25 protein-coding genes and 2 tRNA genes are annotated in these 25277 nt (G+C 58.0%); 17 read left to right on the forward strand and 10 right to left on the reverse strand.

Annotation, left to right across the window (positions count from 1 at the left end):
* Positions 1-138: 138 nt before the first annotated feature.
* Genes purC through RMR21_RS07975 form a run of 4 tightly spaced genes read left to right on the forward strand, consistent with a single transcriptional unit; the run spans position 139 to position 2325 of the window.
* Positions 139-903 carry a phosphoribosylaminoimidazolesuccinocarboxamide synthase gene (gene purC, locus RMR21_RS07960; protein WP_045230303.1) on the forward strand — a complete coding sequence of 255 codons (765 nt, stop codon included), beginning with the start codon at positions 139-141 and terminating at the stop codon, positions 901-903.
* A gap of 17 nt (positions 904-920) precedes the next feature.
* Positions 921-1163, forward strand: coding sequence for a phosphoribosylformylglycinamidine synthase subunit PurS (gene purS, locus RMR21_RS07965; protein ID WP_498667363.1), 243 nt, complete (start codon positions 921-923; stop codon positions 1161-1163).
* A gap of 17 nt (positions 1164-1180) precedes the next feature.
* On the forward strand, positions 1181-1852 hold the full coding sequence (gene purQ / locus RMR21_RS07970; protein WP_498667365.1) for a phosphoribosylformylglycinamidine synthase subunit PurQ: 672 nt from the start codon (positions 1181-1183) through the stop codon (positions 1850-1852).
* Positions 1853-1911: 59 nt separating this feature from the next.
* Entirely contained in the window at positions 1912-2325 is a 414-nt protein-coding gene (locus RMR21_RS07975; protein ID WP_498667366.1) for a hypothetical protein, read from the forward strand.
* Positions 2326-2435: 110 nt separating this feature from the next.
* Here RMR21_RS07975 and RMR21_RS07980 read toward each other — a convergent pair whose 3' ends face one another.
* On the reverse strand, positions 2436-2726 hold the full coding sequence (locus RMR21_RS07980; protein WP_498667367.1) for a DUF1127 domain-containing protein: 291 nt from the start codon (positions 2724-2726) through the stop codon (positions 2436-2438).
* Between the two features lie 102 nt (positions 2727-2828).
* Between RMR21_RS07980 and RMR21_RS07985 the strand changes: the two genes are divergently transcribed.
* The 3 genes from RMR21_RS07985 to RMR21_RS07995 all read left to right on the forward strand — a co-directional run bounded on the left by RMR21_RS07985 (position 2829) and on the right by RMR21_RS07995 (position 6866).
* On the forward strand, positions 2829-4247 hold the full coding sequence (locus tag RMR21_RS07985; RefSeq protein WP_498667368.1) for an aminotransferase-like domain-containing protein: 1419 nt from the start codon (positions 2829-2831) through the stop codon (positions 4245-4247).
* Between the two features lie 135 nt (positions 4248-4382).
* On the forward strand, positions 4383-6617 hold the full coding sequence (gene purL, locus RMR21_RS07990) for a phosphoribosylformylglycinamidine synthase subunit PurL (protein ID WP_498667370.1): 2235 nt from the start codon (positions 4383-4385) through the stop codon (positions 6615-6617).
* A gap of 15 nt (positions 6618-6632) precedes the next feature.
* The gene (locus tag RMR21_RS07995) at positions 6633-6866 is read left to right on the forward strand and encodes a BolA/IbaG family iron-sulfur metabolism protein (protein ID WP_174153064.1); all 234 of its coding nucleotides are present in this window, start codon (positions 6633-6635) and stop codon (positions 6864-6866) included.
* A 54-nt stretch (positions 6867-6920) separates the two neighbouring features.
* Here the strand turns inward: RMR21_RS07995 and RMR21_RS08000 are convergent, their stop codons facing one another.
* Entirely contained in the window at positions 6921-8069 is a 1149-nt protein-coding gene (locus RMR21_RS08000; protein WP_498667371.1) for a hypothetical protein, read from the reverse strand.
* 102 nt (positions 8070-8171) lie between these two features.
* Here RMR21_RS08000 and RMR21_RS08005 point away from each other — a divergent pair, with 102 nt between their 5' ends.
* Positions 8172-8414 carry a hypothetical protein gene (locus RMR21_RS08005; RefSeq protein WP_498667372.1) on the forward strand — a complete coding sequence of 81 codons (243 nt, stop codon included), beginning with the start codon at positions 8172-8174 and terminating at the stop codon, positions 8412-8414.
* Positions 8415-8510: 96 nt separating this feature from the next.
* Here the strand turns inward: RMR21_RS08005 and RMR21_RS08010 are convergent.
* A tRNA-Leu gene (locus RMR21_RS08010) sits at positions 8511-8595 on the reverse strand.
* A 187-nt stretch (positions 8596-8782) separates the two neighbouring features.
* Between RMR21_RS08010 and lipB the strand changes: the two genes are divergently transcribed.
* Together lipB and RMR21_RS08020 are read left to right on the forward strand one after the other, a co-directional pair.
* Positions 8783-9517: a lipoyl(octanoyl) transferase LipB gene (gene lipB / locus RMR21_RS08015; protein ID WP_498667374.1), complete on the forward strand. Its 735-nt coding sequence runs from the start codon at positions 8783-8785 to the stop codon at positions 9515-9517.
* A gap of 104 nt (positions 9518-9621) precedes the next feature.
* Positions 9622-10686 carry an NAD(P)-dependent alcohol dehydrogenase gene (locus RMR21_RS08020; protein WP_498667375.1) on the forward strand — a complete coding sequence of 355 codons (1065 nt, stop codon included), beginning with the start codon at positions 9622-9624 and terminating at the stop codon, positions 10684-10686.
* An 81-nt stretch (positions 10687-10767) separates the two neighbouring features.
* Here the strand turns inward: RMR21_RS08020 and RMR21_RS08025 are convergent, their stop codons facing one another.
* Both RMR21_RS08025 and RMR21_RS08030 read right to left on the reverse strand, forming a co-directional pair.
* Positions 10768-13281 carry a GcvT family protein gene (locus RMR21_RS08025; protein WP_498667376.1) on the reverse strand — a complete coding sequence of 838 codons (2514 nt, stop codon included), beginning with the start codon at positions 13279-13281 and terminating at the stop codon, positions 10768-10770.
* 166 nt (positions 13282-13447) lie between these two features.
* Positions 13448-16021 carry a mechanosensitive ion channel family protein gene (locus RMR21_RS08030; RefSeq protein WP_498667378.1) on the reverse strand — a complete coding sequence of 858 codons (2574 nt, stop codon included), beginning with the start codon at positions 16019-16021 and terminating at the stop codon, positions 13448-13450.
* Positions 16022-16178: 157 nt separating this feature from the next.
* On the opposite strand from RMR21_RS08030, the gene RMR21_RS08035 reads away from it, so the two are divergent.
* From RMR21_RS08035 to trmFO, 6 genes are all read left to right on the forward strand, one after another.
* Positions 16179-16430 (forward strand): GlsB/YeaQ/YmgE family stress response membrane protein, encoded by a 252-nt coding sequence (locus RMR21_RS08035; protein WP_045230352.1) that lies wholly within the window; start codon positions 16179-16181, stop codon positions 16428-16430.
* 19 nt (positions 16431-16449) lie between these two features.
* Positions 16450-16596 carry a hypothetical protein gene (locus RMR21_RS08040; RefSeq protein WP_498667381.1) on the forward strand — a complete coding sequence of 49 codons (147 nt, stop codon included), beginning with the start codon at positions 16450-16452 and terminating at the stop codon, positions 16594-16596.
* Positions 16591-16666: transfer RNA gene (locus RMR21_RS08045), tRNA-Lys, on the forward strand. The genes RMR21_RS08040 and RMR21_RS08045 overlap by 6 nt, the downstream gene beginning before the upstream one ends.
* A gap of 140 nt (positions 16667-16806) precedes the next feature.
* The gene (locus RMR21_RS08050; RefSeq protein WP_174153057.1) at positions 16807-17043 is read left to right on the forward strand and encodes a hypothetical protein; all 237 of its coding nucleotides are present in this window, start codon (positions 16807-16809) and stop codon (positions 17041-17043) included.
* Between the two features lie 238 nt (positions 17044-17281).
* Complete coding sequence (locus tag RMR21_RS08055) at positions 17282-17494, forward strand: hypothetical protein (RefSeq protein WP_498667383.1); 213 nt, start codon at positions 17282-17284, stop codon at positions 17492-17494.
* Between the two features lie 315 nt (positions 17495-17809).
* Positions 17810-19282, forward strand: coding sequence for a methylenetetrahydrofolate--tRNA-(uracil(54)-C(5))-methyltransferase (FADH(2)-oxidizing) TrmFO (gene trmFO, locus RMR21_RS08060; protein WP_498667385.1), 1473 nt, complete (start codon positions 17810-17812; stop codon positions 19280-19282).
* On the opposite strand, the gene RMR21_RS08065 is transcribed toward trmFO, so the two are convergent.
* From RMR21_RS08065 to yajC, 5 genes are all read right to left on the reverse strand, one after another.
* Positions 19231-19731: a hypothetical protein gene (locus RMR21_RS08065; RefSeq protein ID WP_498667387.1), complete on the reverse strand. Its 501-nt coding sequence runs from the start codon at positions 19729-19731 to the stop codon at positions 19231-19233. The genes trmFO and RMR21_RS08065 overlap by 52 nt on opposite strands.
* A 100-nt stretch (positions 19732-19831) precedes the next feature.
* Positions 19832-20668 (reverse strand): phytoene/squalene synthase family protein, encoded by an 837-nt coding sequence (locus tag RMR21_RS08070; RefSeq protein WP_498667389.1) that lies wholly within the window; start codon positions 20666-20668, stop codon positions 19832-19834.
* A gap of 25 nt (positions 20669-20693) precedes the next feature.
* Complete coding sequence (locus tag RMR21_RS08075; protein ID WP_498667390.1) at positions 20694-21086, reverse strand: Mth938-like domain-containing protein; 393 nt, start codon at positions 21084-21086, stop codon at positions 20694-20696.
* Positions 21086-23650, reverse strand: a complete 2565-nt coding sequence (gene secDF, locus RMR21_RS08080; RefSeq protein ID WP_498667392.1) for a protein translocase subunit SecDF — start codon at positions 23648-23650, stop codon at positions 21086-21088. Before secDF ends, RMR21_RS08075 begins: the two co-directional genes overlap by 1 nt.
* 82 nt (positions 23651-23732) lie before the next feature.
* Positions 23733-24089, reverse strand: a complete 357-nt coding sequence (yajC, locus tag RMR21_RS08085) for a preprotein translocase subunit YajC (RefSeq protein WP_498667394.1) — start codon at positions 24087-24089, stop codon at positions 23733-23735.
* Positions 24090-24323: 234 nt separating this feature from the next.
* On the opposite strand from yajC, the gene RMR21_RS08090 reads away from it, so the two are divergent.
* A complete protein-coding gene (locus RMR21_RS08090; protein WP_498667396.1) occupies positions 24324-25196 on the forward strand; it encodes an ATP-binding protein in 873 nt (290 codons plus the stop codon).
* The last annotated feature ends 81 nt before the right edge of the window (positions 25197-25277 follow it).

The raw sequence follows: 25277 nt of genomic DNA on the forward strand, positions 1-25277 counted from the left end.
GAAGCAGCAGGCAAGGGCCACAATCGATGCGAACGCAGCCCCTGCCTCATTGTCGAATGGCTTCTTTTCCGTTATGGGACCGCTTCAATACACGAAACGAACGCCGCCCATCCGGCGCCAACCAAGAGATTTGTTAATATGAACCGTCGCCGCCGTATTTACGAAGGCAAGGCCAAGATCCTTTACGAAGGTCCAGAGCCGGGAACTCTCATCCAGTTCTTCAAGGACGACGCAACCGCCTTCAACAAGAAAAAGCACGAGGTCATCGACGGCAAGGGTGTTCTGAACAATCGTATTTCGGAATATCTTTTCACGCACCTCAACAAGATCGGCATTCCCACGCACTTCATCCGCCGCCTCAACATGCGCGAGCAGTTGATCAAGGAAGTGGAGATGATCCCGCTCGAGATCGTCGTGCGCAATGTTGCCGCTGGCTCGCTTTCCAAACGGCTGGGTATCGATGAGGGCGTGGTTCTGCCGCGCTCTATCATCGAGTTCTATTACAAATCCGACGCGCTTGAAGACCCGATGGTCTCGGAAGAGCACATCACCGCCTTCGGCTGGGCAAACCCGGCAGAGCTTGACGATATCATGGCGCTTGCGATTCGCGTCAACGACTTCCTTTCGGGTCTTTTCCTCGGCGTCGGCATTCAGCTGGTCGATTTCAAGATCGAATGTGGCCGCCTTTACGAGGGCGACATGATGCGCATCATCTTGGCCGACGAGATTTCCCCAGACAGCTGCCGTCTGTGGGATATCGAGACGCAGGAAAAGATGGACAAGGACCGTTTTCGCCGCGATATGGGTGGGCTTCTGGAAGCCTATTCGGAAGTCGCGCGCCGTCTCGGCATCATCAACGAAAATGAACCGATCCGCGGCACCGGCCCGGTTCTGGTCAAGTAAATTCAGGAGAGCATCAGGTGATCAAGGCACGGGTGACTGTTACGCTGAAAAACGGCGTTCTCGATCCGCAGGGTAAGGCAATCGAAGGCGCGCTCGGCAGCCTCGGTTTCGATGGCGTCGGTCATGTTCGTCAGGGCAAGGTCTTCGATCTCGAATTGAACGCAGCCGATCAGGCGAAAGCCGAGGCTGACCTGAAGGCGATGTGCGAAAAGCTCCTCGCCAATACTGTGATCGAAAACTACTCGATCGCTATTCTCTGACGCTCAGGAGCCGCTCCATGAAATCCGCAGTCGTCCAGCTTCCGGGCCTCAATCGCGACCGTGACATGATCGCGGCTTTGACACGGATTTCCGGCAAGGCACCTGTCACCATCTGGCAGACGGAAACGGACATCCCCGATGTCGACCTCATCGTCATTCCCGGTGGCTTCTCCTATGGCGATTACCTGCGCTGCGGCGCCATTGCCGCACGCATGCCCGTCATGCAGGCTATCAGGGAAAAGGCTGACAAAGGCGTCAAGGTTCTCGGCGTCTGCAACGGCTTCCAGATCCTGGTCGAAGCAGGCATGCTGCCCGGCGCATTGATGCGCAATGCGTCGCTCAAATTCGTCTGCCGTGAAGTGAAGCTGGAAGTCGTCAACAGCGACACCGAATTCACCCGCGCTTACGACAAAGGCCAGATCATCCGCTCTCCGGTCGCCCATCACGATGGCAACTACTTCGTGGAGCCGGAACAGCTGAAGTCTTTGGAAGACAACGGCCAGGTCGTGTTTCGCTATGCCGAGGGTACCAATCCCAACGGCTCGCTCAACGATATCGCCGGCATCATCAATGCCGAAGGCAATGTGCTCGGCATGATGCCACACCCGGAAAATCTCATCGAAGCCGCCCATGGCGGTAATGACGGGCGCGGCATTTTTGCTTCCGCCCTTGGCGTCATCGCAGCGTAAATATTAACAAAGCCGGGTTACACCGGCCTTGTTGTATTTCACTTTCATGGATTGAAGCGATGAACCGCCTGCCCCTTCGTAGCGCATTGAACATTGCAGGCCTTGGCCTGGTTGCCCTCTCTGTGGCGGCTTGCCAGTCCGACAGAAAACCGGCAACCTCCTCATCCACATCGCAGGCAGCCTTGCCGGTCATGGAGCGCGTGGCGCTGGGTGCCAATGCCTGCTGGTTCAAGTCGGGCGACCCGGCTTTCAAGGCCTACCGCCTCGCGCCTGAACTCAATTCCTTTTCCGGTCGCCCCCGCATTCTGCTGGTACCGCGCAACAGCCCGGAATCGCGCCCCATGCTCGTTGTGCAGGCGGAAGGCAATCCTGCCAAGGTCGACGCCTTCGGCCCTGCCATGAACGAACCGCATTCGGCCCGCATCTCCACCGACGTCAAGCGTTGGGCGAATGGCGGCAAGGGCTGCTCGTAAACAGAAAACCCGCCCGCGCCGGTTGGGACTGGCGCATGGCGGGCTCTGCCGACAATGGTGTGCAGCGCCAGGGGAAACTTGGCGATGCTTGCGGCAGAAAAGTAGCTGGTTCAACGTGGCGGTGTTAGCCAAGACGAGAACAACGCCTTTTGAGCCTCCCTCAACGCCTGCTCACGTGTCACGCCGATGTCCTGCAATTGCTCGTTCGCCAATTCCCGAAGCGCCAGCCTGCCCGCTCGTTTGCTCTGCCAAGACCCAATCACCGCGATCAATCGCCCAAACACACCATGTGCGACGATAGCCGATTTCGGATCGACCATATCGCCACTGTCGCGAAACAAACGCTCGCGCTGGTACCCATCCGGATACATTGTATCTATTGTCTGATTGTATTGATCCATCTTGAGCATATTGTACCTATCAACGCAGAAGCGCCTTTCATTCAACCGTTTCAACACAGATACAATTGACTTAACAATGAATACAATGCATATATTGTCACCATGACAAATTGGATTCCAGACCTCTCCACCGGCACAGGCCCGCTTTACATCAAGCTCGCGGATAGCATTGAAGCTGCGATCTCCGACGGAACCCTACCCGCTGGCGCAAAGCTGCCACCGCAAAGAAATCTCGCCTTCGATCTGGGGGTGACGATCGGCACCATCAGCCGCGCTTACGCACTCATCCATGAACGTGGCCTTGTCAGCGGTGAAGTCGGGCGCGGCACCTATGTGAACACGAGCATCACGCCAAGCCCCACGGCCAAGCTGGAACGCGCAGTCGCCTCCTTCGGCGGGACGCGGCCAACCTCTGATACACCCAATAGATATCGCCTGAACACGACAGCCGCACCCGATGTGGGACAGAACGTGCTGATCGATCGCCATATCTCGGATATATTGCGGGAATGCTCCTTCCAGATCACCGATTATGCTAGAGCGTTTCCGCAGGAATGGTCGCAGGCCGGTGTTCGCTGGCTGTCACAGGGGGATTGGTCGCCGACGGCAGACAACATCGTTCCGACACTCGGCGCGCATGCAGCCATCATGGGCGTCATCACCGCCATGACCTCGCCGGGAGACCGCATTGTTTTCGAAGCCGCCACCTATTCCCAGATTGCCCGGGCCGCCATTTTGGCCGGTCGCCGTGCCTCCGTCGTGGATAGTGACGAGGAGGGTATCGTTCCCGAAGACTTCGAGCGGGTCTGTGCGCAACAGCATCCGAAAATGGTCTTCCTCATGCCAACAGGCCAGAACCCGACCTGTGCCACCCTTCCCGCCGAGCGTCGCCGTGCGATTGCCGATATCGCCCGCCGCTACAATGTCTGGATCATCGAGGACAATCTCTACGGCGCCATGGTCACTGACCAGCCGCCGATGATGGCGCAGTTCGCACCGGATCTCACCTTTGTCGTCGGCGGTCTGTCGAAATCGGTTTCGGCCGGCGTGCGTGGCGGCTGGGTCGCCTGCCCGTCAAATTTCGCCTCGCGCATCCGTATCTCACACGCCATGATGACCGGCGGCCTCCCATTCCTGTTGGCGGAACTTTGCGCCCGCATGGTCAACAGCGGCGATGCACACGACATTCTCAAGGACTGCACCGCCGAAATCAACGCACGTGAACAGATAGCCCGCAGTGCTTTTGCCAATTTCGAGTTCAACTCGATGCCGGATGTTCCCTTCCTATGGCTCAAACTGCCGGAGCCATGGTTGTCTGGGACCTTCCGCAGTGCCGCCATGAAGGAAGGCATCCTCATCGACGACGAGGATGAATTCAAAGCTGGGCGCTCGGAAAAGGTCTTTCATCGCGTCCGCATCAGTTTTTCCGCACCCAGAACCCGTGGCGAGATGATCGATGCTTTCGACATTCTGCGGCAACTGCTGGACAACGGCTCTGCGGGCTACGAAGGCGTAGCCTGAGACGGAAATCGGCAACAAAAAATGGGGGTGAAGTCAGCTTTTGCGACCGCCTCAAGCCATTTTCCTGTCGCACCCGGCCGCCTCTTGCGGTAAACAACCGGAAACTCCCGTACCGGCTCGAACCCCGTGAGACCTATGACACTTCCAAATCATATCCAGATCACCCCGGAACTCATTGCATCCCATGGGCTCAAGCCCGACGAATATCAGCGCATTCTCGACCTCATCGGACGCGAGCCGAGCTTTACCGAACTCGGTATCTTCTCGGCCATGTGGAACGAGCATTGCTCTTACAAGTCTTCCAAGAAGTGGCTGAAGACGCTGCCGACCACAGGCAAGCGCGTCATTCAGGGCCCCGGTGAAAACGCTGGTGTCGTGGACATCGATGATGGCGATGTCGTCGTCTTCAAGATGGAAAGCCACAACCACCCGTCTTACATCGAGCCTTATCAGGGCGCTGCGACCGGCGTCGGCGGTATCCTGCGTGACGTCTTCACCATGGGCGCGCGTCCCATCGCTGCCATGAACGCGCTGCGCTTCGGCGCACCGGATCATCCCAAGACACGCCACCTCGTGGCTGGCGTCGTGGCCGGTGTCGGCGGTTACGGCAACTCCTTTGGCGTTCCCACGGTTGGCGGCGAAGTCGAGTTCGACGCGCGCTATAACGGCAACATCCTCGTCAACGCATTCGCAGCTGGTCTTGCAAAGTCCGACGCCATCTTTCTGTCCGAAGCCAAGGGCGTAGGCCTGCCGGTCGTTTATCTCGGTGCAAAGACGGGCCGCGATGGCGTCGGCGGCGCGACCATGGCCTCTGCCGAATTCGACGAATCCATCGAGGAAAAGCGTCCCACCGTTCAGGTTGGCGACCCCTTCACCGAAAAGTGCCTGTTGGAGGCCTGCCTTGAATTGATGAAGACAGGTGCCGTCATCGCCATTCAGGATATGGGTGCCGCTGGCCTCACCTGCTCTGCGGTTGAAATGGGCGCCAAGGGCGACCTCGGTATCGAACTGAATCTTGATCAGGTTCCGGTTCGCGAAGAGCGCATGACCGCTTACGAAATGATGCTGTCGGAAAGCCAGGAGCGCATGCTCATGGTTCTGGAGCCATCGAAGGAAGAAGTCGCCAAGGCGATCTTCGTCAAGTGGGGCTTGGATTTCGCCATCGTCGGCAAGACGACGGACGACCTGCGCTTCCGCGTTCTGCACAATGGCGAAGAAGTCGCCAACCTGCCGATCAAGGAACTGGGCGACGAAGCCCCGGAATATGATCGCCCATGGACGCCTGCCAAGGTGCCTGCACCGCTGGCTAAGAACGATATACCGGAAGCTGATATTGCCGATGCGCTTCTCAAGCTCGTCGGTTCCGCCAACAACTCCTCGCGCCGTTGGGTTTACGAGCAGTACGACACGCTGATCCAGGGCAACTCCCTACAGCTACCCGGAGGTGATGCCGGTGTGGTGCGCGTCGAAGGTCATGCCACCAAGGCGCTGGCCTTCTCGTCTGACGTTACTCCGCGCTACGTGGAGGCAGACGCCTTCGAAGGCGGCAAGCAGGCTGTGGCCGAATGCTGGCGCAACATCACAGCTACCGGCGCATTGCCGCTGGCAGCCACCGACAACCTCAACTTCGGCAACCCGGAAAAGCCAGAGATCATGAGCCAGCTCGTTCATGCCATCAAGGGCATCGGTGAAGCCTGCATCGCGCTGGAATTCCCGATCGTTTCCGGCAATGTTTCGCTCTACAACGAGACCAACGGACAGGCGATTCTGCCCACGCCAACCATCGGCGGCGTCGGCTTGCTGGGTGACTGGGCCAAGATGGCGCGCATCCGCTTTGCAGCCAGCGATGAGGTCATTCTTCTGGCGGGTGCACCGGAAGGTCTTGGTACCCACATCGCCCAGTCCGTCTACATGCGCGATGTCCATGGCCGCACCGATGGCCCTGCCCCGCATGTCGATCTCGCCCACGAAAAGAAGACCGGTGATTTCGTCCGCGCCATCATCACAGATGGCCTGACGAGCGCCGTTCACGATTGCTCGTCCGGCGGCCTCGCTCTCGCCGTCGCCGAAATGGCCATCGCCTCGGATATCGGTGCGACGGTCGAGGCCGTCGAAGGTCACAATCCGGTCCTCACATTCTACGGCGAAGATCAGGGTCGTTATGTCCTGACGGTCAGCCAGTCCGATCTCGAAACCGTAAAATCCCGCGCCGCTTCGCAAGGCGTTTCGCTTGCCGTTATCGGCAAGACCGGTGGCTCCACAGTAAAGCTGGGCACGGCTCGCGCTGTGGAGATTAATGAATTGCGCAGCGCCTATGAATCATGGTTCCCTCAATTCATGGATGGCGAGTTTCTCGCCGCTGCAGAATAATCGAGGAGACAGACCATGCCCATGAAGCCCGGCGACATTGAGGACATGATTAAGGCCGGAATTCCCGGCTCGAAGGTAACCATTCGTGATCTTGCCGGTGACGGCGATCACTACGCGGCGGAAGTCGTGGCTGAAGCCTTCAAGGGTAAGACGCGCGTGCAGCAGCACCAGATGGTCTATGACGCGCTGAAGGGCAATATGGGCGGCGTTCTGCATGCTCTGGCACTTCAGACCTCAGCACCGGAATAAACCAACGTCCGTATTCAAGATCAAAGGCCTGCGCGAAACCCTCGCGCGGGCCTTTTACATATGCGGCGGTTTGTCGGACCGCAGGTCTGCGAAGGACGCTGCAGGCAACGGACCCGCCGTTAGCAGCGTGAAATCGAAACCGGATTTGCGGTCGGAACCCAGCACATATTGACGGTGCATGCGCAAGAAATTGCGTTTGTTCTTCTTGTACCGTTCTTCAGAGAGCGAATGCTTAAAACGGATCGGCACGATCTTCGGCTGGCTTGCATCGCTGTACCCTGTCAGCTGTGCTGTATGGCACTTGTAGAGATGAATGGGATCGGTCAGACACTGGATGTCAAACCAGTTGACATGCGCATGCCGCGCCATAACGCCAATGCTCTGGCGCAGCCGTGAGGCACTGGAGAGCAGGCCGCATTGAAGTGCCGCACCGCCCAGCGTCACGAAAGACACATGGCGATCATCGAAGGCATCCGGTTTGAGCTCCAGCACACGGCCTGCAACCGCCAGTGCCAAACTTGCCCCCATGCTATGGGAAACGAACAGAACCTCGTCTGAGCCCTGCCCCAGCGCCGTCAGCACGTCCCGTGCCTTGTCTTCGATCCAGTCCCGCGCCATAGGCTCGTTACGCCCCACCGCCAGCGCAAAACGCCAGTCGGCAAACAGATGCAGCGTGTGAAACCGCTCCGAAAACGGCATGACGCCTGTTGCGAAGAAGAGGTAACCAAGCGGAATGGTAAGAAGACAGAAAAGTTTGGAAACACCGACCATCAGCGGCAGCGCCGCAATCAGGAGAGCGGCGACGATACCCAGTGAGATGAAGAGAAACGGGAACAGAAAAAACAGACCGAAGCGCCAGGCATGACGAAAATAGGCGAGAGCGCCACCCTCTCGGATGATCCCGGCCCCGGCCTTGAAACCGAGCCCGATCTGTTTCCAGACAGACGCCGCACGCAGCTTCGAAATCAGGTCGTTGTGGTCGTGAATGAAGATGATCGATTGCGTGGCATGCCCATCATGGTCAGCGTTGACATCCATACGGCTACCGCCTGTCGTCTGGCTGAGAGCACTCACGGTATAATCGATCCCGAAAGTCTTGCCGGATTGCGCCGCACTGCGCTCATAGCGACGCTGATGCGCTGCTGCGTCGAGAGGGTCGAAACCGGGGAAATAAAAGACGAGTCGCGACGAGACCTTCGCCATGAAAAGCAATCCTAAAGCGGGCAACCCCGAAAGATCGCTTGATACGTCGGGCGTCGCACCTATATTGTAAATGATGACATTTTATAGGCATGAGAGGCGCAGTTGTCGAAAATCGTTGACCAATTGATCAGTGGCGTCATCAAAGGCGCAATGTCCGAAATCCTCAAGAAAACCGGTGTACGGCAGACACGCCGCACGAAGCGTCGGGCGAAAGCCAGTACATCACTCGGCGGCGGCATCGTCGGTAGTATTCTCAAGGCAGCCTTGGGCGAGAAGAAGACGCGCGTCGCCAAAAAACAAGTCAGCAAACGCCGCACGGCCGCAGCCAGAAGTCGCCAACGCTGATCGGCATCACCAAGCAGTCAACACTTGCGTTTTCACTTTAACAAACGCGCCGAACATATTGCCAAAAAAGAAAAAACCCGCCGAAGCGGGTTTCTTTGGTGCGGTCGAGAAGACTCGAACTTCCACGGGTCGCCCCACAGCGACCTCAACGCTGCGCGTCTACCAATTCCGCCACGACCGCATCGTGGTAGAGCCGACTTGCGCCGACGAAGGTGCATGTACCAAAAGCACTTTGGGTGCACAAGAGCGTCATGACAGATTTTTGAAATTAAAAATCAGGCACATCCGTCCTATATGAAAGAAGCCCGCAAATGCCGGGCTTGCGGCCTGGAAATCATTCTGCGAGAAGGCTGTGGAAAGGACTTTTCATGCTGACACGCACCGATATCCAGACAGATATGTTCGCCATTGCGGGATCTCCACCCATTCGCTGGCGAATCTCCGATATTGCAGTGCCTTACGAAGAGGCAAGCGCGGAGATGGAGCGTGAAGTGGCGGCGATTGCGGCAGGCGAAGCCAATGAGCTTGTCTGGCTGTTGGAGCATCCTCCTCTTTACACAGCAGGCACCAGCGCCAACGCCGCCGACCTCATACAGCCTGACCGTTTTCCGGTATACGCCACGGGTCGCGGCGGTGAATATACCTATCACGGCCCAGGCCAGCGTGTCGTCTACGTGATGCTGGATCTGAAGCGCCGAAAACAGGATGTACGCGCCTATGTGGCTGCGCTGGAAGACGTCATCATCCGCACGCTCGACAAGATGAACGTGCGTGGTGAACGCCGCGAAGACCGGGTCGGCGTCTGGGTGCGTCGCCCCGAAAAGCCGCCATTGCCGGATGGTAACGTCAGCGAGGATAAAATCGCGGCTTTGGGTATCCGCCTGCGGAAATGGGTGAGCTTCCATGGACTGTCGATCAATGTCGATCCAGATCTTTCGCATTTTACCGGCATCGTGCCCTGCGGCATCACGCAATATGGCGTGACCAGTCTTGTCGATCTGGGATTGCTGGTTATGATGGGCGATGTCGATGTTCTCTTGCGCCAGTCCTTCGAAGAGGTCTTCGGCGCGACGGAAAACGAAGCGACGCGACTTACCGGCTGACGCCCGGTCGCAACCTTCTGTATCGGCCGACGTTTGCAATATGCAGCGCTGGGTCCACCCGGCTGTCTGCTCCCATCCGATAAACCTTAGACAGGTGACATTTCATGTTCACAACATCAGCCTATGCCTGCGATGATGGCTCATCCCCGCTGAAACTCGCCACCATCAAACGCCGTGATCCCGGCCCGCGCGACGTAGAGATAGAAATCGAATTCTGCGGTGTTTGCCATTCGGATATCCACACCGCGCGCGCAGAATGGGCAGGCTCGCTCTTCCCGTGCGTTCCCGGTCACGAAATCGTCGGCCGTGTTGGCCGTGTCGGCGCCGAAGTCACCAAGTTCAAGACCGGCGACCGCGTCGGCGTGGGCTGCATCGTGGATAGCTGCCGCGGCTGCGACAGCTGTGCCGAAGGTCTCGAGCAATATTGCGAGAACGGCATGACCGGCACCTACAACTCGCCTGATAAGGCCATGGGCGATGGCGCCCACACGCTCGGTGGTTATTCCTCGCATGTGGTCGTCGATGACCGCTACGTGCTGAACATTCCCGAAGGTCTGGATGCGGCAGCAGCAGCCCCACTGCTATGCGCTGGCATCACCACCTACTCCCCGCTTCGCCACTGGAATGCCGGTCCCGGCACACGCGTCGGCGTCGTCGGTCTGGGTGGTCTCGGCCACATGGCCGTCAAGATCGCCAGCGCCATGGGTGCGACGGTCGTCATGATCACCACCTCCCCCGGCAAGGCAGACGACGCGAAAAAGCTCGGCGCCCACGAGGTGATCATATCAAAAGACCCAGAACAGATGAAAAAGGCCACCTCCAGCCTTGACCTCATCATCGATGCCGTGGCCGCAGACCATAACATCGACTCCTATCTGGCCCTGTTGAAGCGCGATGGTGCGCTGGTGCAGGTCGGAGCGCCGGAAAAGCCGCTCTCCGTCCACGCCTTCAGCCTCATCCCAGGCCGTAAGACCTTTGCTGGCTCCATGATTGGCGGCATTGCAGAAACACAGGAAATGCTGGACTTCTGCGCCGAAAACGGCATCGCCGCCGAGATCGAAATGATCAATATGGATCAGATCAATGAAGCCTATGAGCGCATGATCAAGAGCGATGTGCGCTACCGCTTCGTTATCGACATGAAGAGCCTGCAAAAACAGGCTGCGTAGCACCACTGCGCTTGAAACGACAAAACCCGCCGAAATCTTCGGCGGGTTTTTCTTTGAACGGCAGGACAACGGCGAAAGCGATTATCCGCGCAACATCGCATTGTCAGGATCGAACGGGCTTTCGACCACCACTTCGGCATCATAGAGATCGCCGAGAATTTTGATCTTCAGCCTGGTGCCGACTGCCGAATGATCCGGCGAGAGCATGGCAAGTGCCAGCGATTTTCCGATGCGCCAGCCAAAGCCGCCAGATGTCGCGCGCCCGACAACCTCACCCCCAGCGTTGTAGATCGCCTCGGAGCCACGCGTATCGACCGTGGTATTACCGGTAACCACGAGCGTCGAGAACACCCACTTCAGGCCCTTCTCCTTGCCCGCGACCACGGCGTCGCGGCCGATGAACTGCTTTTCCGGCTTGATGAAGCGGTCGAGACCGGAGGTGTAGGCGTTATACTCGACCGAGAGTTCACGGCCCATATTGCGGTAGGATTTTTCCAACGACATGGAAACCATCGCGCGAATGCCGAAAGGCTTGATGCCGAACTCCGCACCGGCTTCCATCAGCCGGTCGAAGATGTAGGCCTGCATCTCGATGGGGTGGTGAAGCTCCCAACCAAGCTCGCCGACAAAGTTGACTCGCAGCGCGTGCGCCGTCGCCACGCCAACGGAAATTTCCTTGGCCGTCAGCCATGGAAAATCCTTGTTATCCAGGCTGGTGCGGGTCAGCTTCTTCAACACCTCACGGGACTTCGTACCAGCCAAAGCCAGAACGCCATACTTCTGGGTGATAGGCTGGAGAATGACGGAGCCATCCGTAGGTGCAAGACGGCGCAGAACGTCGTGGTCATGGGTTTCCAGACCACCGGCGGAAACGAGATAGAAGCGACCCGGCGCCCATTCATAGACCGTGAATTCCGCCTTCACACCGCCGTCCTTGGTCAGAAGGTGGGTCAGCGCAATGCGTCCACGTTTCTTGGGAATGGCGTTGGCAAGGATGCTGTCCAGCCAAGCGCGCGCACCGTATCCAGACACCTCCATCTTGGCAAAGGCCGACATATCCAGCACGCCGACATTCTCGTGGACATGCTTCACCTCGTTACCCACATGCTCGAAGTAATTCGAACGGCGGAACGACCACTTCTCGACGATGCGGCCATCGTCCAGCGCAGGTGCGTGATTGTGGTTGGTCAGAACATCCGCGCCGACGCCCAACTCTTCCGGCTTCAGCGCATAACCATCCGGCACGAACCAGTTGGCGCGCTCCCAGCCATAAACGCTACCGAACACGCCGCCGAGTTTCTTGAGGCGATCATAGATCGGCGTCGTCTTCAACGGGCGTGCGGCAGAGCGCTCTTCGTCCGGATAGTGCATGGTGAAAACGTTGGCATAGGCCTCCTCGTTCTTGGCGATGAGATAGCCTTCGGTCGCATAAGGCCCAAAACGGCGCGGATCGACACCCATCAGATCGAGCGTTGGCTCGCCATCGACGATCCATTCCGCCAGCTGCCAGCCAGCACCACCGGCCGCGGTGATACCAAAGGAATGGCCCTCGTTCAGCCAGAAGTTCTTCAGCCCTGGCGCAGGGCCAACAATCGGGTTACCGTCAGGCGTGTAGGCGATGGCACCATTATAAACCTTCTTGATGCCGACTTCGCCGAAAGCCGGAACGCGGGCAATGGCCGCTTCGATATGCGGCATCAGCCGGTCCAGCTCTTCCTGAAACAGCTCGTATTCGCTCTGGTCGGAGGGACCATCGACATAACAGACCGGCGCGCCCACTTCGTAAGGGCCGAGAATGAGACCGCCTGCCTCTTCGCGCATGTACCAGGCGCTGTCGGATTCGCGAAGAACACCCATTTCCGGCAGGCCCTGCTTGCGGCGCTCCAGAATGGCAGGGTGTGGTTCGGTGACGATATATTGATGCTCGACCGGAATGACGGGGATATTGATGCCCACCATTTCGCCGGTCTTGCGGGCGAAGTTGCCGGTACAGGAGATCACATGCTCGGCAATGATCTCGCCCTTGTCGGTCGTCACCTTCCAGTGACCATCATCCAGCTGCTCCAGCGCGGTGACGGTGGTGTTGCGATAGATGGTGGCTCCACGGTCGCGCGCGCCTTTGGCCAAGGCCTGTGTGAGGTCGGCTGGCTGGATATATCCATCATCAGGATGCTGGATCGCACCGAGCAGCCCTTCGGTCTCGCACAGCGGCCAGACGTCTTTCACCTCTTCCGGCGTCAGCATCTTGACGTTGACGCCGATGGTTTCAGCAATGCCGGAATAATACATATACTCGTCCCAGCGATCTTTGGTGCGGGCGAGACGAATATTGGAAACCTTGGAGAACCCGACATTCATGCCGGTTTCTTCTTGAAGCTCCTCGTAGAATTTCACAGAATATTTGTGGATCTGGCCCACTGAATAGCTCATGTTGAACAACGGCAGCAGCCCAGCAGCATGCCAGGTGGAGCCGGAGGTCAGCTCCTTGCGCTCGATCAGGACGACGTCGCTCCAGCCCTTTTTGGCCAGATGATAGAGCGTCGAAACACCGACGACGCCGCCACCGATCACAACCGCCCGCGCATGTGTCTTCATGATGCATATTCCCCTTGAGGCAACTCACCCACGTTTTCGCAGGCGTCATCGAACCAGTATGGGCCAGACTATGCAATGTCGCACCGCTACCCAAACGCCTGATTACGACATGCAAAAGGCTCGCCGCGACGGCGAGCCTTTTGCCGATTTTCGAGCTTCAGAAGCGTCAGGCTCTGCGGTTGCGCGTAGAAGCTCTCGGTGTCTCGTTTTCCACGTCCTTGGTTGGTTTGTCCCGATCATCGGGCTTGGGCATTTCCTGTTGCGGCGCCGCGGCAGCCGCGGTTTTGGACACAAGCACCTTATTGCCTTCTTCTTCGGTAAGGGCATCCAGCGCCTGCGAATTGGCGTCACCATCCACATGAATGTTCACATTGCGCTGCCTCATGGGAATGCTGATTCCTTCCTGGTGGAACCGCTTCAAAATCTCCATGCGAAGATTGTTCTTGACTGTCAGGCCATGGTTGAGATCGGAGAGATGGAAACGCAGCTCGAAGTCCAGTGAAAACTCTCCGAACCGCAGAAACTCCACATGCGGTTCCGGATTGCGGAGGACGGGAGTTTGTTTCTTCACCAGTTCCAGCAGAATGTCCATCACCCGTTGCGGGTCTGTGTCGTAGGAGACGGAAACGGGAATTTCACCGCGCTGGATGCGGTTTCTATGCGTCCAGTTGCCCACCGAGGAATTGATGAATTCCGAGTTGGGGACGATGATCGACTGGCCGCGGAAGGTTTCAATCTCGGTTGCACGCACGGACAAACGCTTGACCGTGCCTTCCACCGTACCCGTCACCACCCAGTCGCCCACCTTGAACGGACGCTCGACCAGCAGAATGAGGCCGGACACGAAATTCGACACGATGTTCTGCAGGCCGAAACCGATACCGACCGACAGGGCCGAGGCAACGAGTGCGAGGCTTGAGAGATCGAGACCGGCGGATGAAATACCGAAGATCGCTGCGACCACGACGCCGAGATAGCCGATCCCGGTTCCAACGGAGTTGCGCACACCGGCGTCCACCTGGCCGCGCGCCATCACGTTTCTGTCCAGCCATTTCTGGAACCAGCGGGTCACGGCATAACCCACCACGAAGACGAGAATACCGGTGATGATGCTGATCAGCGAGATGGAGGTCTTGCCGATGGAGAAGCCCGTCAGCAGGCGATAGGCCCAGCTTTCGATATCGCCCGGCTGGAAGCCCCAGGAAAACAGTACCAGCGGAACCCCGAAGGCGAGCGCCGCGCAGTAGATGCCGAGCCCGGCAGCCAGACCGGCCTGATCCAGCGGCACGGTTCCAAGGCCAAAACGTCTGCCCAGATAACGCCCGACCAGCGTTTCGGCAAAGATGCCCTGCTTGGAAATGGCGCGACCAGAGAGGATGCCGATATACATGGTCGCCAGTACGGCACCGGTCGAAACGATCTGCGTCGCCAGGAAGCGTGCAAGCCCGACATAGCCCGTCAGACACGCGCCGATCAGCAGCAGTCCGCCGATGCGCAGCAGGCTCGAAAGCCAGCGCGGCATGCGTTTGTCGCGACCGTCTCCCTCGATATCCGTGCTAGCCAGCGGTTTCACGAACGACAGGGTAAACAGAATGATACCGATGATGATGGAGGCAACGAAGCTTTTGGCAACCGTCAGAATGAGCGGCGAATTCAACGTTTCGCTGATGGTGCTGAAGAGGTAGTCGAGGCCGTTGACCAGGGCCATGACCAGCATCGCTGACGAGATGATATGCGCGCCGCGCGTGGAAACCTTGAGCAGCCGCCACTCGGGCTGCGTCGGTGAAAAGATCGCATAGGTCAGCCGCGACACGAAATAGACGAAAGCGATGACAGACATCGCCACGAAGACGATCGGCGCGATATCGGGTCGCAGAACTCCGAAATTGTCGAGAAGGAATGCCGATACGGACACGAACAGGAACACCGACATCGACTGCACCACGGTCGACCAAAACGCCACCGACAGACGCCGCAGATAGGTCGGCGCACCCGAAAAGGCGCGCCTTTCCATCCGATGTCCCAAAAAGCGGTAGCCGCCGACCATGAACAACAAGGCAGCCAAGACGGAAAGAGAAACGGCGCCGAACATCGACACCCGCTTGTAGTTCCAAACGAAGATTGCCCAGCCGGTCAGCGAGCTGCTGAGCGACGAAATCTCGCCGACAAACTCCGTGCCCGCTTCCGCCAGAACGGGTAGCGAGATTTCCGTGCGCTTGAACAGTGTCGCGGCAAAGAGCTCGCGGCGAAGGTTGGTGATGGTGTTGGAAAGTCGCGAGGCACTGGTCGAGACGCTCTCGGCATCACCCAGAACGGCGTTGATCTGCGCTTTTTCCGCAGTAAGCTTGGTGCGCTCATCGGTCACGACGCTGGCTTCGGGCGGCTGACCATCCTTTGGAGGCTCCCCTAGCGACGTGACACGCGTGCTGATCTCGTCCAGCCTGGCGCGCAGGTGGCCGACGGTAGCGGCGGCATTGCCTGCCAGATCATCGGCCTTGCCCTTCAGGTCGACGAGCTTCATATCGTCGTTACCCTTGTTATCGATCTGCTGGGTGATGTCGGCCAGGGTTGCCTTGTCTTTGACGAGGCGGGCCTCTGCCTTCTGCGACACGGACAAGGTGGCATCTTCGCTGGCAGCCTCCGGCGTTTGCGCCGAAACGATCTGTGCCGGAAGCGTCCACAACGCCATGAATGCAAACAGGACAGGCAGTAACCGCCCAGACCCTCTTGAGAATATCATCTGTGAATGCCCTTCACTCTTTCCGAATCACTGCGCCAAAGTAGTTGGCGTCTCATAGGTTTCAAGCGTCTCGCCTTTCAAAATGCCTTCGGTCACGCACCTTGAAGAAACCATTAGAATCGCCAAATATGCTGATGCAGTAACCGAGGAGAAAATTATGGAATCTGCTGGTATTGGCTGGATAGCCGCAATCATCATCGGTGGCATCGCCGGTTGGCTCGCCGAACAGTTCATGAAGAGCAATATGGGTGTTTTCATGAACATCATTCTGGGGATCGTCGGCGCTATCGTCGCCAACGCGATCCTTGCGGTATTCGGCGTGGTCCTGACGGGCTGGATCGGATATCTCATCGCCGGTTTCGTCGGCGCGTGCATTCTCATCGCTATCGCAAGAGCATTCCGGCGCTGAGGACAAAAAGACAATCTGATTGAAAAAGCTGCTTTTTCAGCCTTTTCCAGCGTGGGTGTGTCTTTTCGAAGATGAAAATCGAAGAAATTTCATTTCCATGCTGGACAATCAGAATGTTCCTCTTTATACGGCCAATCACACCGCCAAACACGGCGGCGGCGGGTGATTAGCTCAGTTGGTAGAGCAGCTGACTCTTAATCAGCGGGTCGTAGGTTCGAGCCCTACATCACCCACCATTCTTCTTAAAATATCCGACATAACTCCATATTCCCTTTGTTTGGCGCCCTGCGTCGCAAACAGGCAACACCTCCCCTAAACATCAGTCTTATCTTGTTTACTCCGCAAAGCCGTCTCATTTTGCGGCTTAATGAGACAGATGAGAGTTGTAACGAACATATTGATTCTTGTCGCAGGGGTTGTCGCCACAGGTTTGGCTGCTGGTTTTACCGTCACGATGATGGCGGAAGCGGGTGCTCTCGGTGCCTGTGTTGAAGAAAACTGTGGATACGCTGCCCTATTCCTGGCGTTTCCACTGACCTGGTTCATCATGTTTTCACTGTTTCTGATGGCGATGCTCATCTGGCGGCGGAAACCAAGGCGGGATTTCCGCTGATTGAGCTGCCTTAAGGCGCTGAAAACAGACGATTCAACGCTAAGTTCACCACCCAAAGTTACGTCGCTTATAGCGGGCTGTATAACTTGACACCTTCACCCATATAAACGAGTTTACGCCGCGCTGGGGGATTCGTTGCGTATTACGTTCTGTTGTCATTCTGATGACAGGCGTTCTTGTGTGAATGCACGCATAGCCTGACATGATACTCAGGGCTAAGCGAGAAATGGAGTGCTGAATGCGCGCTTTGATCAATTCTCCGTCGCTCTCGGTCGATACGATGGATTACCAGGCCGAATGCCAGTTTGCCTTAGAGCCGTCGATCAACGGGCTTCTCGAAAAGGCAGAGGGAGCTGGCTGGGATCGGAAACATGCCGTGCTGGCAATCGTTGCGCTGGCGAGCGGGCAGGTTTCCGAAGCAAGCTTTGCGGATGATCGTCTGCTGTCTTAAGGAAAATTGCTGTCGCCCACAGAGGGTGGGATTGCCTGTCGAGACGACACATCGAGACGATGTGGTCATCTGACCCGGAAGGCCGAAAGCATCGCATTTGAGAATTTAACGCTAACCCGCCGACGACCTCGGCGGGTTCCGTTTTTTCAAGTTGTACAACGTCCAGGCTTCCCACACCCTTCTTCAAAAAAGTTTGGCGACAACCGTCTATCGTGGTAGTGCATCGGCACATTGCCTGCTGATCGTCACAGGCTCCCTCATCAAACACATATGTCCGCCTCGATGCTCCGTGCTGCATGGCGGTGCGGGTGCGTTATGCAAGACAAGACATATTCTCCCATTCACATTATCGGCGGTGGCCTGGCCGGATCGGAAGCCGCCTGGCAGATCGCGCAGGCGGGCGTCCCCGTCATCCTGCACGAAATGCGTGGCGTCCGCGGCACCGATGCCCACAAGGGCGATTCGCTGGCCGAACTCGTCTGCTCCAACTCCTTCCGCTCCGACGATGCGACAGCCAATGCCGTCGGTGTCATCCATGCGGAAATGCGCCTTGCGGGTTCACTGATCATCGCCTGCGCCGACAAGCACAAGGTCCCGGCCGGTAGTGCGCTGGCCGTAGACCGCGACGGTTTTGCCGAAGCGGTCACAGTAGCGCTCGAGGCTCACCCGCTGATCACCATCATCCGTGAGGAAATCGTCGGTCTGCCGCCGAAGGAATGGGACAACACCATCATCGCCACCGGCCCCCTCACCTCGCCGGCACTTGCCGCCTCCATTCAGGCGGAAACGGGCGAGGACGCACTCGCTTTCTTCGATGCCATCGCCCCCATCCTTCACCGCGACAGCATCAACATGGATGTCTGCTGGTACCAGTCGCGCTACGACAAGGTCGGCCCCGGCGGCAATGGCAAGGACTATATCAACTGCCCGATGGATCAGGACCAGTACAATGCCTTCATCGATGCGCTCGTCGCGGGCGATACGGTCGGCTTCAAGGAATGGGAGGGCACGCCCTATTTCGATGGCTGCCTGCCCATCGAGATCATGGCCGAGCGCGGTCGCGAGACGTTGCGCCACGGCCCGATGAAGCCGATGGGCCTCACCAATGCCCATAACCCCACGGTCAAGGCCTACGCCGTCGTCCAGCTTCGCCAGGACAATGCGCTCGGCACGCTCTACAATATGGTCGGCTTCCAGACGAAGCTGAAATACGGCACCCAGGCCGATATCTTCCGCATGATTCCCGGCCTGGAAAATGCGGAATTTGCCCGCCTCGGCGGACTGCACCGCAATACCTATATCGATTCTCCACGCCTGCTCGATCCGTCGCTACGGCTGAAGTCGCGCCCGTCGGTGCGTTTTGCAGGGCAGATCACCGGCTGCGAAGGTTATGTGGAAAGCGCATCCATCGGTCTTCTGACCGGCCGGTTCGCCACCGCCGAGCGCAAGGGCGAACCCCTCAGCCTGCCGCCAGCAACGACGGCACTGGGCGCGCTGCTCAACCACATCACCGGCGGGCATCTGTCGACCGATGAGGAAGCGGGCAAACGCTCCTTCCAGCCGATGAACATCAATTTCGGGCTTTTCCCGGAACTGGAACCGGGCTCCATCGTCAAGCCGGAAGGCGTCAAGCGCTTCCGTGGCAAGGACAAGACGATCATGAAGCGGCATCTCATGGCAAGGCGTGCCCTGACCGATTGCGCATCGTGGCTCGGTGTTCCCGCCCCGATCTTCGATCAGGTCGAGGCAGATGGCGATGCGTTGGTCCCGGATGCATCGGCGGCCTGATCTGGCACTGTTGCCGCCGGTTCGATGTCGGCGGCCTCCAGATAGCTTCCCAGCAGCCAAAGCGACACCTCCGCCGCCTCGCCCACCGTCTTGAACCGGTAGGCACCGCTATATTTGGGCGTGTCGAGGAAGGTCACCACGAAACCGTCGCCGGTTTCCAGATGCTCGACGGTAATGCGTTCGGGATCGATCAACATACAGGCGTGATGCTTGCCCATGTTGCGCATGAAGCCAGCCTTGTTATCGTGCAAGCGCACGAACACGGCATTGCCATCGGCGGTCATATGAAGACTGCGGATCGCCTCTGTCGGAAAGGCGCGGGCAAAATCGAGGATTGCCTGGCCCGTATCGTGGCCATCGTCCCCATCGGTATCGCGTCGCAGGCGCAACAAATAATAACCCAGCATGCCAAGCGGAAAGAGAATGACGATCCAGATTGCAGGGTTCATCGATATCTCTCCATGCGGCCACTCCTGTTGTGAGTCCCGGCTCATCCTATAATCAATGCCGGTGCATAGCCATCAGGCCTTGCGCGAATATGGACAGGGCTCAGAAGCGCCGGGTAACCGACGCCTTGGCAAGCTGCCACTGACGGCGAAGCTGTGATGGCTGGATGTCGCGATCAAACAGATCAGCCCCGGCCTTACGCGCCCGGGCAATCGCGCCACCGGCCAGTGCCACGGGGATGAAGGCTGGAAACACCGCTTTGGGCATCGGCTCCTGGCGCGCCTTTTCGAGATGGCCCTGCGCATGCACGCAGAATATCTCGATGGCAGCACCGATGCGGGCCTTGTCCTTTCCTTCCAGAAACGTCTCGCGGTCGAGACCGGCAGCCAACAGCATATCCGTGGGGATGTAGACCTGCCCTCGCCTGCTGTGCAGCGGCATCAGCAGCAACATGCCCGCCATGGCCTGCGCCACACCGGCATGACCGGCGGCCTGCGCACTTGCAGCGGAATCGGACGGAGACAGAATGATGCTGGCAAGCTGGATCAACGCCGAGGCCGTTTCTCCGGCGTAGCCTTCCAGCGCATTGCGATCCGCAAACGGATCGTCGTAAAGGTCGAATATCCGCGCTTCGATCATGTCGATCAAAGTCTGGCGCGGCAGCTTGTGCGTGTCGATGGCATTTAACAGCGCTGCGGCAACAGGGTTGGCAAGGCTCTCACCATGCGGCTTGCCCTCCAGAAGATCACGCCACCATTGCATCCTCACCTCGCCGGGCAGCGGGTCACGCACAGAATCGCGAATACGGGCGATTTCGGCATTAAAGGCGTAGAGTGCGCCGAGCGCCGGGCGGTTGTCCTCAGGTGACAACAGGCAGGCCAGATACCGATCACGATCGGTATCGCGCAACATCGCCATGCACGCGTCCGTATCTGTCATCCGCTCTGTCATCGATCTCGGTCTTTCAGCCTTCCACGGCAATCAGCGCAGCCGCGACTGCACGCGATTCCGACAGCATGATGTTGTAGGTCCGCACCGCAGCTCCGGTGCTCATCGGATCGACGGTGATGCCAGCCTCTCTCAAGGCAGCCTTCAGCTCTTTCGGAATAACCCGCATCGTATCACCCGTGCCGATCAGCAGGCACTCGATTTCGCTGGCCTGCGCAATGATCTGGGAAAACTGCTCGACGCTCAACTTGGCCGGATCATCCACAGCCCATCCATGAATGCCGGATGGAATGCAAAGCAGCGAGCCCCGGTGCGACATATCGGCGAAACGAAATCCGCCATTGCCATAAGCGTCGATGGGCGCCCGGCCAGGAAAATGGGCCGGGCGTATTTCGATACCGGCTGCCATCAGACGGCCGGCTTGCCGCCAATGGCGTTGGCCTTGGCATCCGCCTTTTCGTCTTCGGCATCATTGCCGCCGGGACGAAGCTTGAAGGCGATCAGAACTGGCGCTGCGATATAGACCGACGAGAAGACGCCGATACCGACACCGAACAGCATGGCGAAGGTGAACGACCTGATAACTTCACCGCCGAACAGATAGAGCGACAGAAGCGCCAGCATGACGGTCAGACCCGTGAGGATCGTGCGCGACAGCGTCTGGTTCAGCGATACGTCGATGATCATCGAGAGCGGCATCTTCTTGTAGCGCCGCAGGTTCTCTCGAATACGGTCATAGATGACCACCGTATCGTTGAGCGAATAGCCGATGATCGTCAAGATCGCCGCGATACTGGTCAGGTTGAACTCGATGCCGAGGAACACGAAGAGACCGATGGTGAAGACCACGTCATGCACCATCGAGATGATGGCACCCAGCGCGAATTGCCATTCGAAGCGTACCCAGATGTAGGCCATGATGGCGAACATGGCGAGCGCGATACCGATGGTGGAGGTAAAGGTCAGATCGCCTGAAACGGCAGGACCGACCACTTCCACGCGGCGGAAATCGTACCGGTCCTCAAGCTCACCACGCACGAGCGTAATGGCAGATTGCTCGGCATTTTCACCGCCGTCCTGCGCCTGAATGCGGATCAGCACGTCCTGTGGTGTACCAAACCCCTGGGCCTGGATTTCACCGAGGTTCAGCTGGCTGAGACGATCGCGGATATCGGCGATATCGGCATCACCCTGCTTGGCCCTGACCTCGATGACGGAGCCGCCCTGGAAGTCGATGCCAAGGTTGAGGCCCTTGGTCATGAAACCGCCGACGCATAACAGCATGACCACACCGCTCAGGATAAAGACGTAGCGGCGGTAGCGCATGAAGGGAATATCTTTGCCGTCGAAGATGGCCGTGCGAATTCCCTTGGGCAACGCCTTGGGACGGCTGCGGCGAACCCAGACGCCGAACATCCATGCCGTCAGCGTGTATGCCGTGAAAACGGTTGTGATGATACCGACGGCAAGCGTCACCGCAAATCCCTTGACGGGGCCTGTTCCCATGTAGAACAGAACGCCCGCAACGATCAGCGTTGTGACATTTGCATCCATGATCGTGGCAAAAGCGCGCGTGAATCCGCCTTCGAGCGATGAGATCAGCGGTTTCCCGCTCCTCACCTCTTCACGAATTCGCTCATAGATCAGCACGTTGGAATCAACCGCCATACCGATGGTCAGAACGATACCCGCAATACCCGGCAAGGTCAGGGTCGAGCCGATCACGCTGAGCACAGCCAGCAGCATGACGATGTTGACCACGAGCGCTATGTTCGCCAGCAGGCCGAAAAAGCCGTAGAAGATGAACATGAAGATGATGACGGCTGCTCCACCGATGCCGCTGGCTATCAGTCCGGCATTGATCGAATCGCTACCGAGGCTCGGGCCAACCGTGCGTTCTTCGACGACAGTCAAGGTTGCGGGAAGCGCACCGGCGCGCAGCAGGACCGCGAGATCGTTTGCACCCTGAACGGAGAAATTGCCAGAGATCTGGCCCGAACCGCCGATGATCGGCTCGCGGATGACGGGTGCGGAAATGACCTGATTGTCAAGAATGATGGCAAAAGGCTTGCCGACATTCTGCTGAGTGGCCTGCGCAAAACGCTGCGCTCCACGGCTATCGAAACGGAAGGTCACGACAGGCTCGTTGTTCTGCTGGTTAAAGCTCGCCTGCGAATCGACAAGGTTGTCGCCGGATACGAGGGCGCGGCGCTCGACCAGATAAGGAACCGGTGGATCGTCCTGCGAATAGAGAATTTCAGATGTCGCAGGCGGGCGACCGTTCATCGCTTCCTGGACCGGCATGGACGTATCGACCATGCGGAAGGAGAGCTTCGCGGTCTGGTTCAACAGCGACTTCAAACGCTGTGGGTCCTGAAGGCCGGGAACCTGGACGATGATGCGGTCGGTACCCTGACGCTGGATCAGCGGTTCGGTCGTGCCGACTTCGTCCACGCGGCGGCGAACCACTTCGATGGACTGGGAAACAGCGGATGACATGCGGTAATTGATGCCGTCATCGGTCAGGTTGAGACGCAGCACATTGTCGCCGGCGTCGCTCATGACGACTTCCGTGATGGATGTACCGACCAGAGTGCCGGAAGAAATAGGCAAGGTCAGATCGCGCAATGCCGTTTTTGCGGCTTCGTATTGAGCGGGATCGGTAATGCGAACCTGCACCAGCTGGCCGTTGCCGGTCAGGCCGGAATAGCGAACATTGGCATCACGCAGCTGGGTGCGCACATCGCCCACGATGGTTTCGAGACGCTCCTTCACAATGTCGGAACGCTCGATCTTGAGCATGATGTGGGAACCGCCCTGAAGGTCGAGACCTAGCGTTACCTTATTGTTCTTGTACCAGCCTGGCATGCCCTCCAGCTGTTTGTCGGTAAACAGGTTGGGAGAAGCGATAACCACGCTTATGAGCACGGCAAGCCAGATAAAGGCTGTTTTCCAGCGGGAAAAATGAAGCATTTAGGTCTCGGTCAGGGTTGGGTGTCAGAACCCAGGCTGCGTTAGCCGCAGCCTGCTTTTTATGGACTGCGCAGTCTTGGACTTACTTCGCGTTCGCAGGAGCTTCGGTTTTGACCGGCTCACCCTTGACGCGCACTTCAGCGATGTATGTGCGCGATGCACGAACCTTTACGCCTTCGGCAATTTCGACTTCCAGTTCGGTGTCGTCGATAACCTTGGTCACCTTGCCGACGATACCGCCGCCCAGAACGACCTGATCGCCACGACGAATGGCCGTCAGTGTTTCCTGACGCTTCTTCAACTGTGCGCGCTGTGGGCGGATCAGGAAGAAATACCAGACCACCATCAGCGGAGCGAACAGGAAAAGCATTTCAAGGCCAGACCCGAATGCAGACGGTGTGCCAGCCGCATCCTGGGCAAAGGCTTGGGTAATGAACATTAAAAACTCCTCAGATTATCAGGCGCAGTCTTAGCCACTCGCCGGCTTTTCAAGCCGCCGGAATATAGTTGCGATCCCCTAGAATGCAACAGACACAGACACTGCGCCGTACCGTTTCCACGCCTCATAACCTTTCAAGGCGATAAACACCATGCTACCTCGCAGAAATTCTACTGTTGTGCGGCCTCCATACAAGGGCAACGGCAGGCGCAATCCTTCGCTGGAGACTTCAAGATGACACCAGAAGAAACAAATGCAGCGCTGCTCGTCGAGGTTCGCCGTCTGGCCGTCGCGCTGGAGCGGCTCGCAGGCCCTGCTCCCGCCATCAACGACTTCGGCAGCGCCGATTGCTTCATCTGGGTGCCCGCCAATGCCTGGCTCCAGCCGGTCGCCAAACCCAACCGCATCGCGCTTCAGCTCATCCGTGGCGTAGACCATGTCCGCGATATCCTTCACGACAACACGCTGCGTTTTGCGCAGGGCTTTGCCGCCAACAATGTTCTTCTGTGGGGCGCGCGCGGCATGGGCAAGTCGTCGCTCATCAAAGCGGTTCACGAAGACGTGCAGACATCGAGCGGCGCCGCCCTCAAGCTGGTCGAAGTCCACCGTGAGGATATCCACACGCTCCCCTCTCTCATGGATATCTTGAAGTCCGCAGATGTCCGCATCATCCTGTTCTGCGACGACCTTTCCTTTGACCACGACGACACCGCCTACAAGTCGCTGAAAGCGGCTCTGGATGGCGGCATCGAAGGAAGGCCAGACAACGTGCTGCTCTACGCCACCTCCAACCGCCGCCACCTCCTGCCCCGCCACATGATGGAGAACGAGCAATCGACCGCCATCAACCCTTCCGAGGCCGTAGAGGAAAAAGTATCCCTGTCTGATCGCTTCGGCCTGTGGCTCGGTTTCCACAAATGCAGCCAGGACGATTACCTCGCCATGATCGACGGCTATGCCGACCATTTCGATCTGGGCTTGCCCCGGGAAACGCTTCATCACGAGGCACTGCAATGGGCAACGACACGCGGCGGCCGGTCCGGTCGCGTCGCCTGGCAATACATTCAGGATGCGGCCGGACGGCTGCGAATATCCATTGCGCGCTAAGCTTTTTTTCACGCAAGATGAAGTCATGACAAAAATAACGACAAATGGTTGAAATTATTGAATTATAACCAATTCATGAAT

This window comes from Agrobacterium sp. rho-8.1 (assembly GCF_033957725.1).
In the GTDB taxonomy this organism is placed as follows: Bacteria; Pseudomonadota; Alphaproteobacteria; order Rhizobiales; family Rhizobiaceae; genus Agrobacterium.

Excerpts from the sequence above, each read along its gene's own strand:
- purC (WP_045230303.1), top strand. The coding sequence starts at position 139 with ATGAACCGTCGCCGCCGTATTTACGAAGGCAAGGCCAAGATCCTTTAC.
- purQ (WP_498667365.1), top strand. The coding sequence starts at position 1,181 with ATGAAATCCGCAGTCGTCCAGCTTCCGGGCCTCAATCGCGACCGTGAC.
- RMR21_RS07975 (WP_498667366.1), top strand. The coding sequence starts at position 1,912 with ATGAACCGCCTGCCCCTTCGTAGCGCATTGAACATTGCAGGCCTTGGC.
- RMR21_RS07980 (WP_498667367.1), bottom strand. The coding sequence starts at position 2,726 with ATGGATCAATACAATCAGACAATAGATACAATGTATCCGGATGGGTAC.
- RMR21_RS07985 (WP_498667368.1), top strand. The coding sequence starts at position 2,829 with ATGACAAATTGGATTCCAGACCTCTCCACCGGCACAGGCCCGCTTTAC.
- purL (WP_498667370.1), top strand. The coding sequence starts at position 4,383 with ATGACACTTCCAAATCATATCCAGATCACCCCGGAACTCATTGCATCC.
- RMR21_RS07995 (WP_174153064.1), top strand. The coding sequence starts at position 6,633 with ATGCCCATGAAGCCCGGCGACATTGAGGACATGATTAAGGCCGGAATT.
- RMR21_RS08000 (WP_498667371.1), bottom strand. The coding sequence starts at position 8,069 with ATGGCGAAGGTCTCGTCGCGACTCGTCTTTTATTTCCCCGGTTTCGAC.
- lipB (WP_498667374.1), top strand. The coding sequence starts at position 8,783 with ATGCTGACACGCACCGATATCCAGACAGATATGTTCGCCATTGCGGGA.
- RMR21_RS08020 (WP_498667375.1), top strand. The coding sequence starts at position 9,622 with ATGTTCACAACATCAGCCTATGCCTGCGATGATGGCTCATCCCCGCTG.
- RMR21_RS08025 (WP_498667376.1), bottom strand. The coding sequence starts at position 13,281 with ATGAAGACACATGCGCGGGCGGTTGTGATCGGTGGCGGCGTCGTCGGT.
- RMR21_RS08030 (WP_498667378.1), bottom strand. The coding sequence starts at position 16,021 with ATGATATTCTCAAGAGGGTCTGGGCGGTTACTGCCTGTCCTGTTTGCA.
- RMR21_RS08035 (WP_045230352.1), top strand. The coding sequence starts at position 16,179 with ATGGAATCTGCTGGTATTGGCTGGATAGCCGCAATCATCATCGGTGGC.
- RMR21_RS08050 (WP_174153057.1), top strand. The coding sequence starts at position 16,807 with ATGAGAGTTGTAACGAACATATTGATTCTTGTCGCAGGGGTTGTCGCC.
- RMR21_RS08055 (WP_498667383.1), top strand. The coding sequence starts at position 17,282 with ATGCGCGCTTTGATCAATTCTCCGTCGCTCTCGGTCGATACGATGGAT.
- trmFO (WP_498667385.1), top strand. The coding sequence starts at position 17,810 with ATGCAAGACAAGACATATTCTCCCATTCACATTATCGGCGGTGGCCTG.
- RMR21_RS08065 (WP_498667387.1), bottom strand. The coding sequence starts at position 19,731 with ATGAACCCTGCAATCTGGATCGTCATTCTCTTTCCGCTTGGCATGCTG.
- RMR21_RS08070 (WP_498667389.1), bottom strand. The coding sequence starts at position 20,668 with ATGACAGATACGGACGCGTGCATGGCGATGTTGCGCGATACCGATCGT.
- RMR21_RS08075 (WP_498667390.1), bottom strand. The coding sequence starts at position 21,086 with ATGGCAGCCGGTATCGAAATACGCCCGGCCCATTTTCCTGGCCGGGCG.
- secDF (WP_498667392.1), bottom strand. The coding sequence starts at position 23,650 with ATGCTTCATTTTTCCCGCTGGAAAACAGCCTTTATCTGGCTTGCCGTG.
- yajC (WP_498667394.1), bottom strand. The coding sequence starts at position 24,089 with ATGTTCATTACCCAAGCCTTTGCCCAGGATGCGGCTGGCACACCGTCT.
- RMR21_RS08090 (WP_498667396.1), top strand. The coding sequence starts at position 24,324 with ATGACACCAGAAGAAACAAATGCAGCGCTGCTCGTCGAGGTTCGCCGT.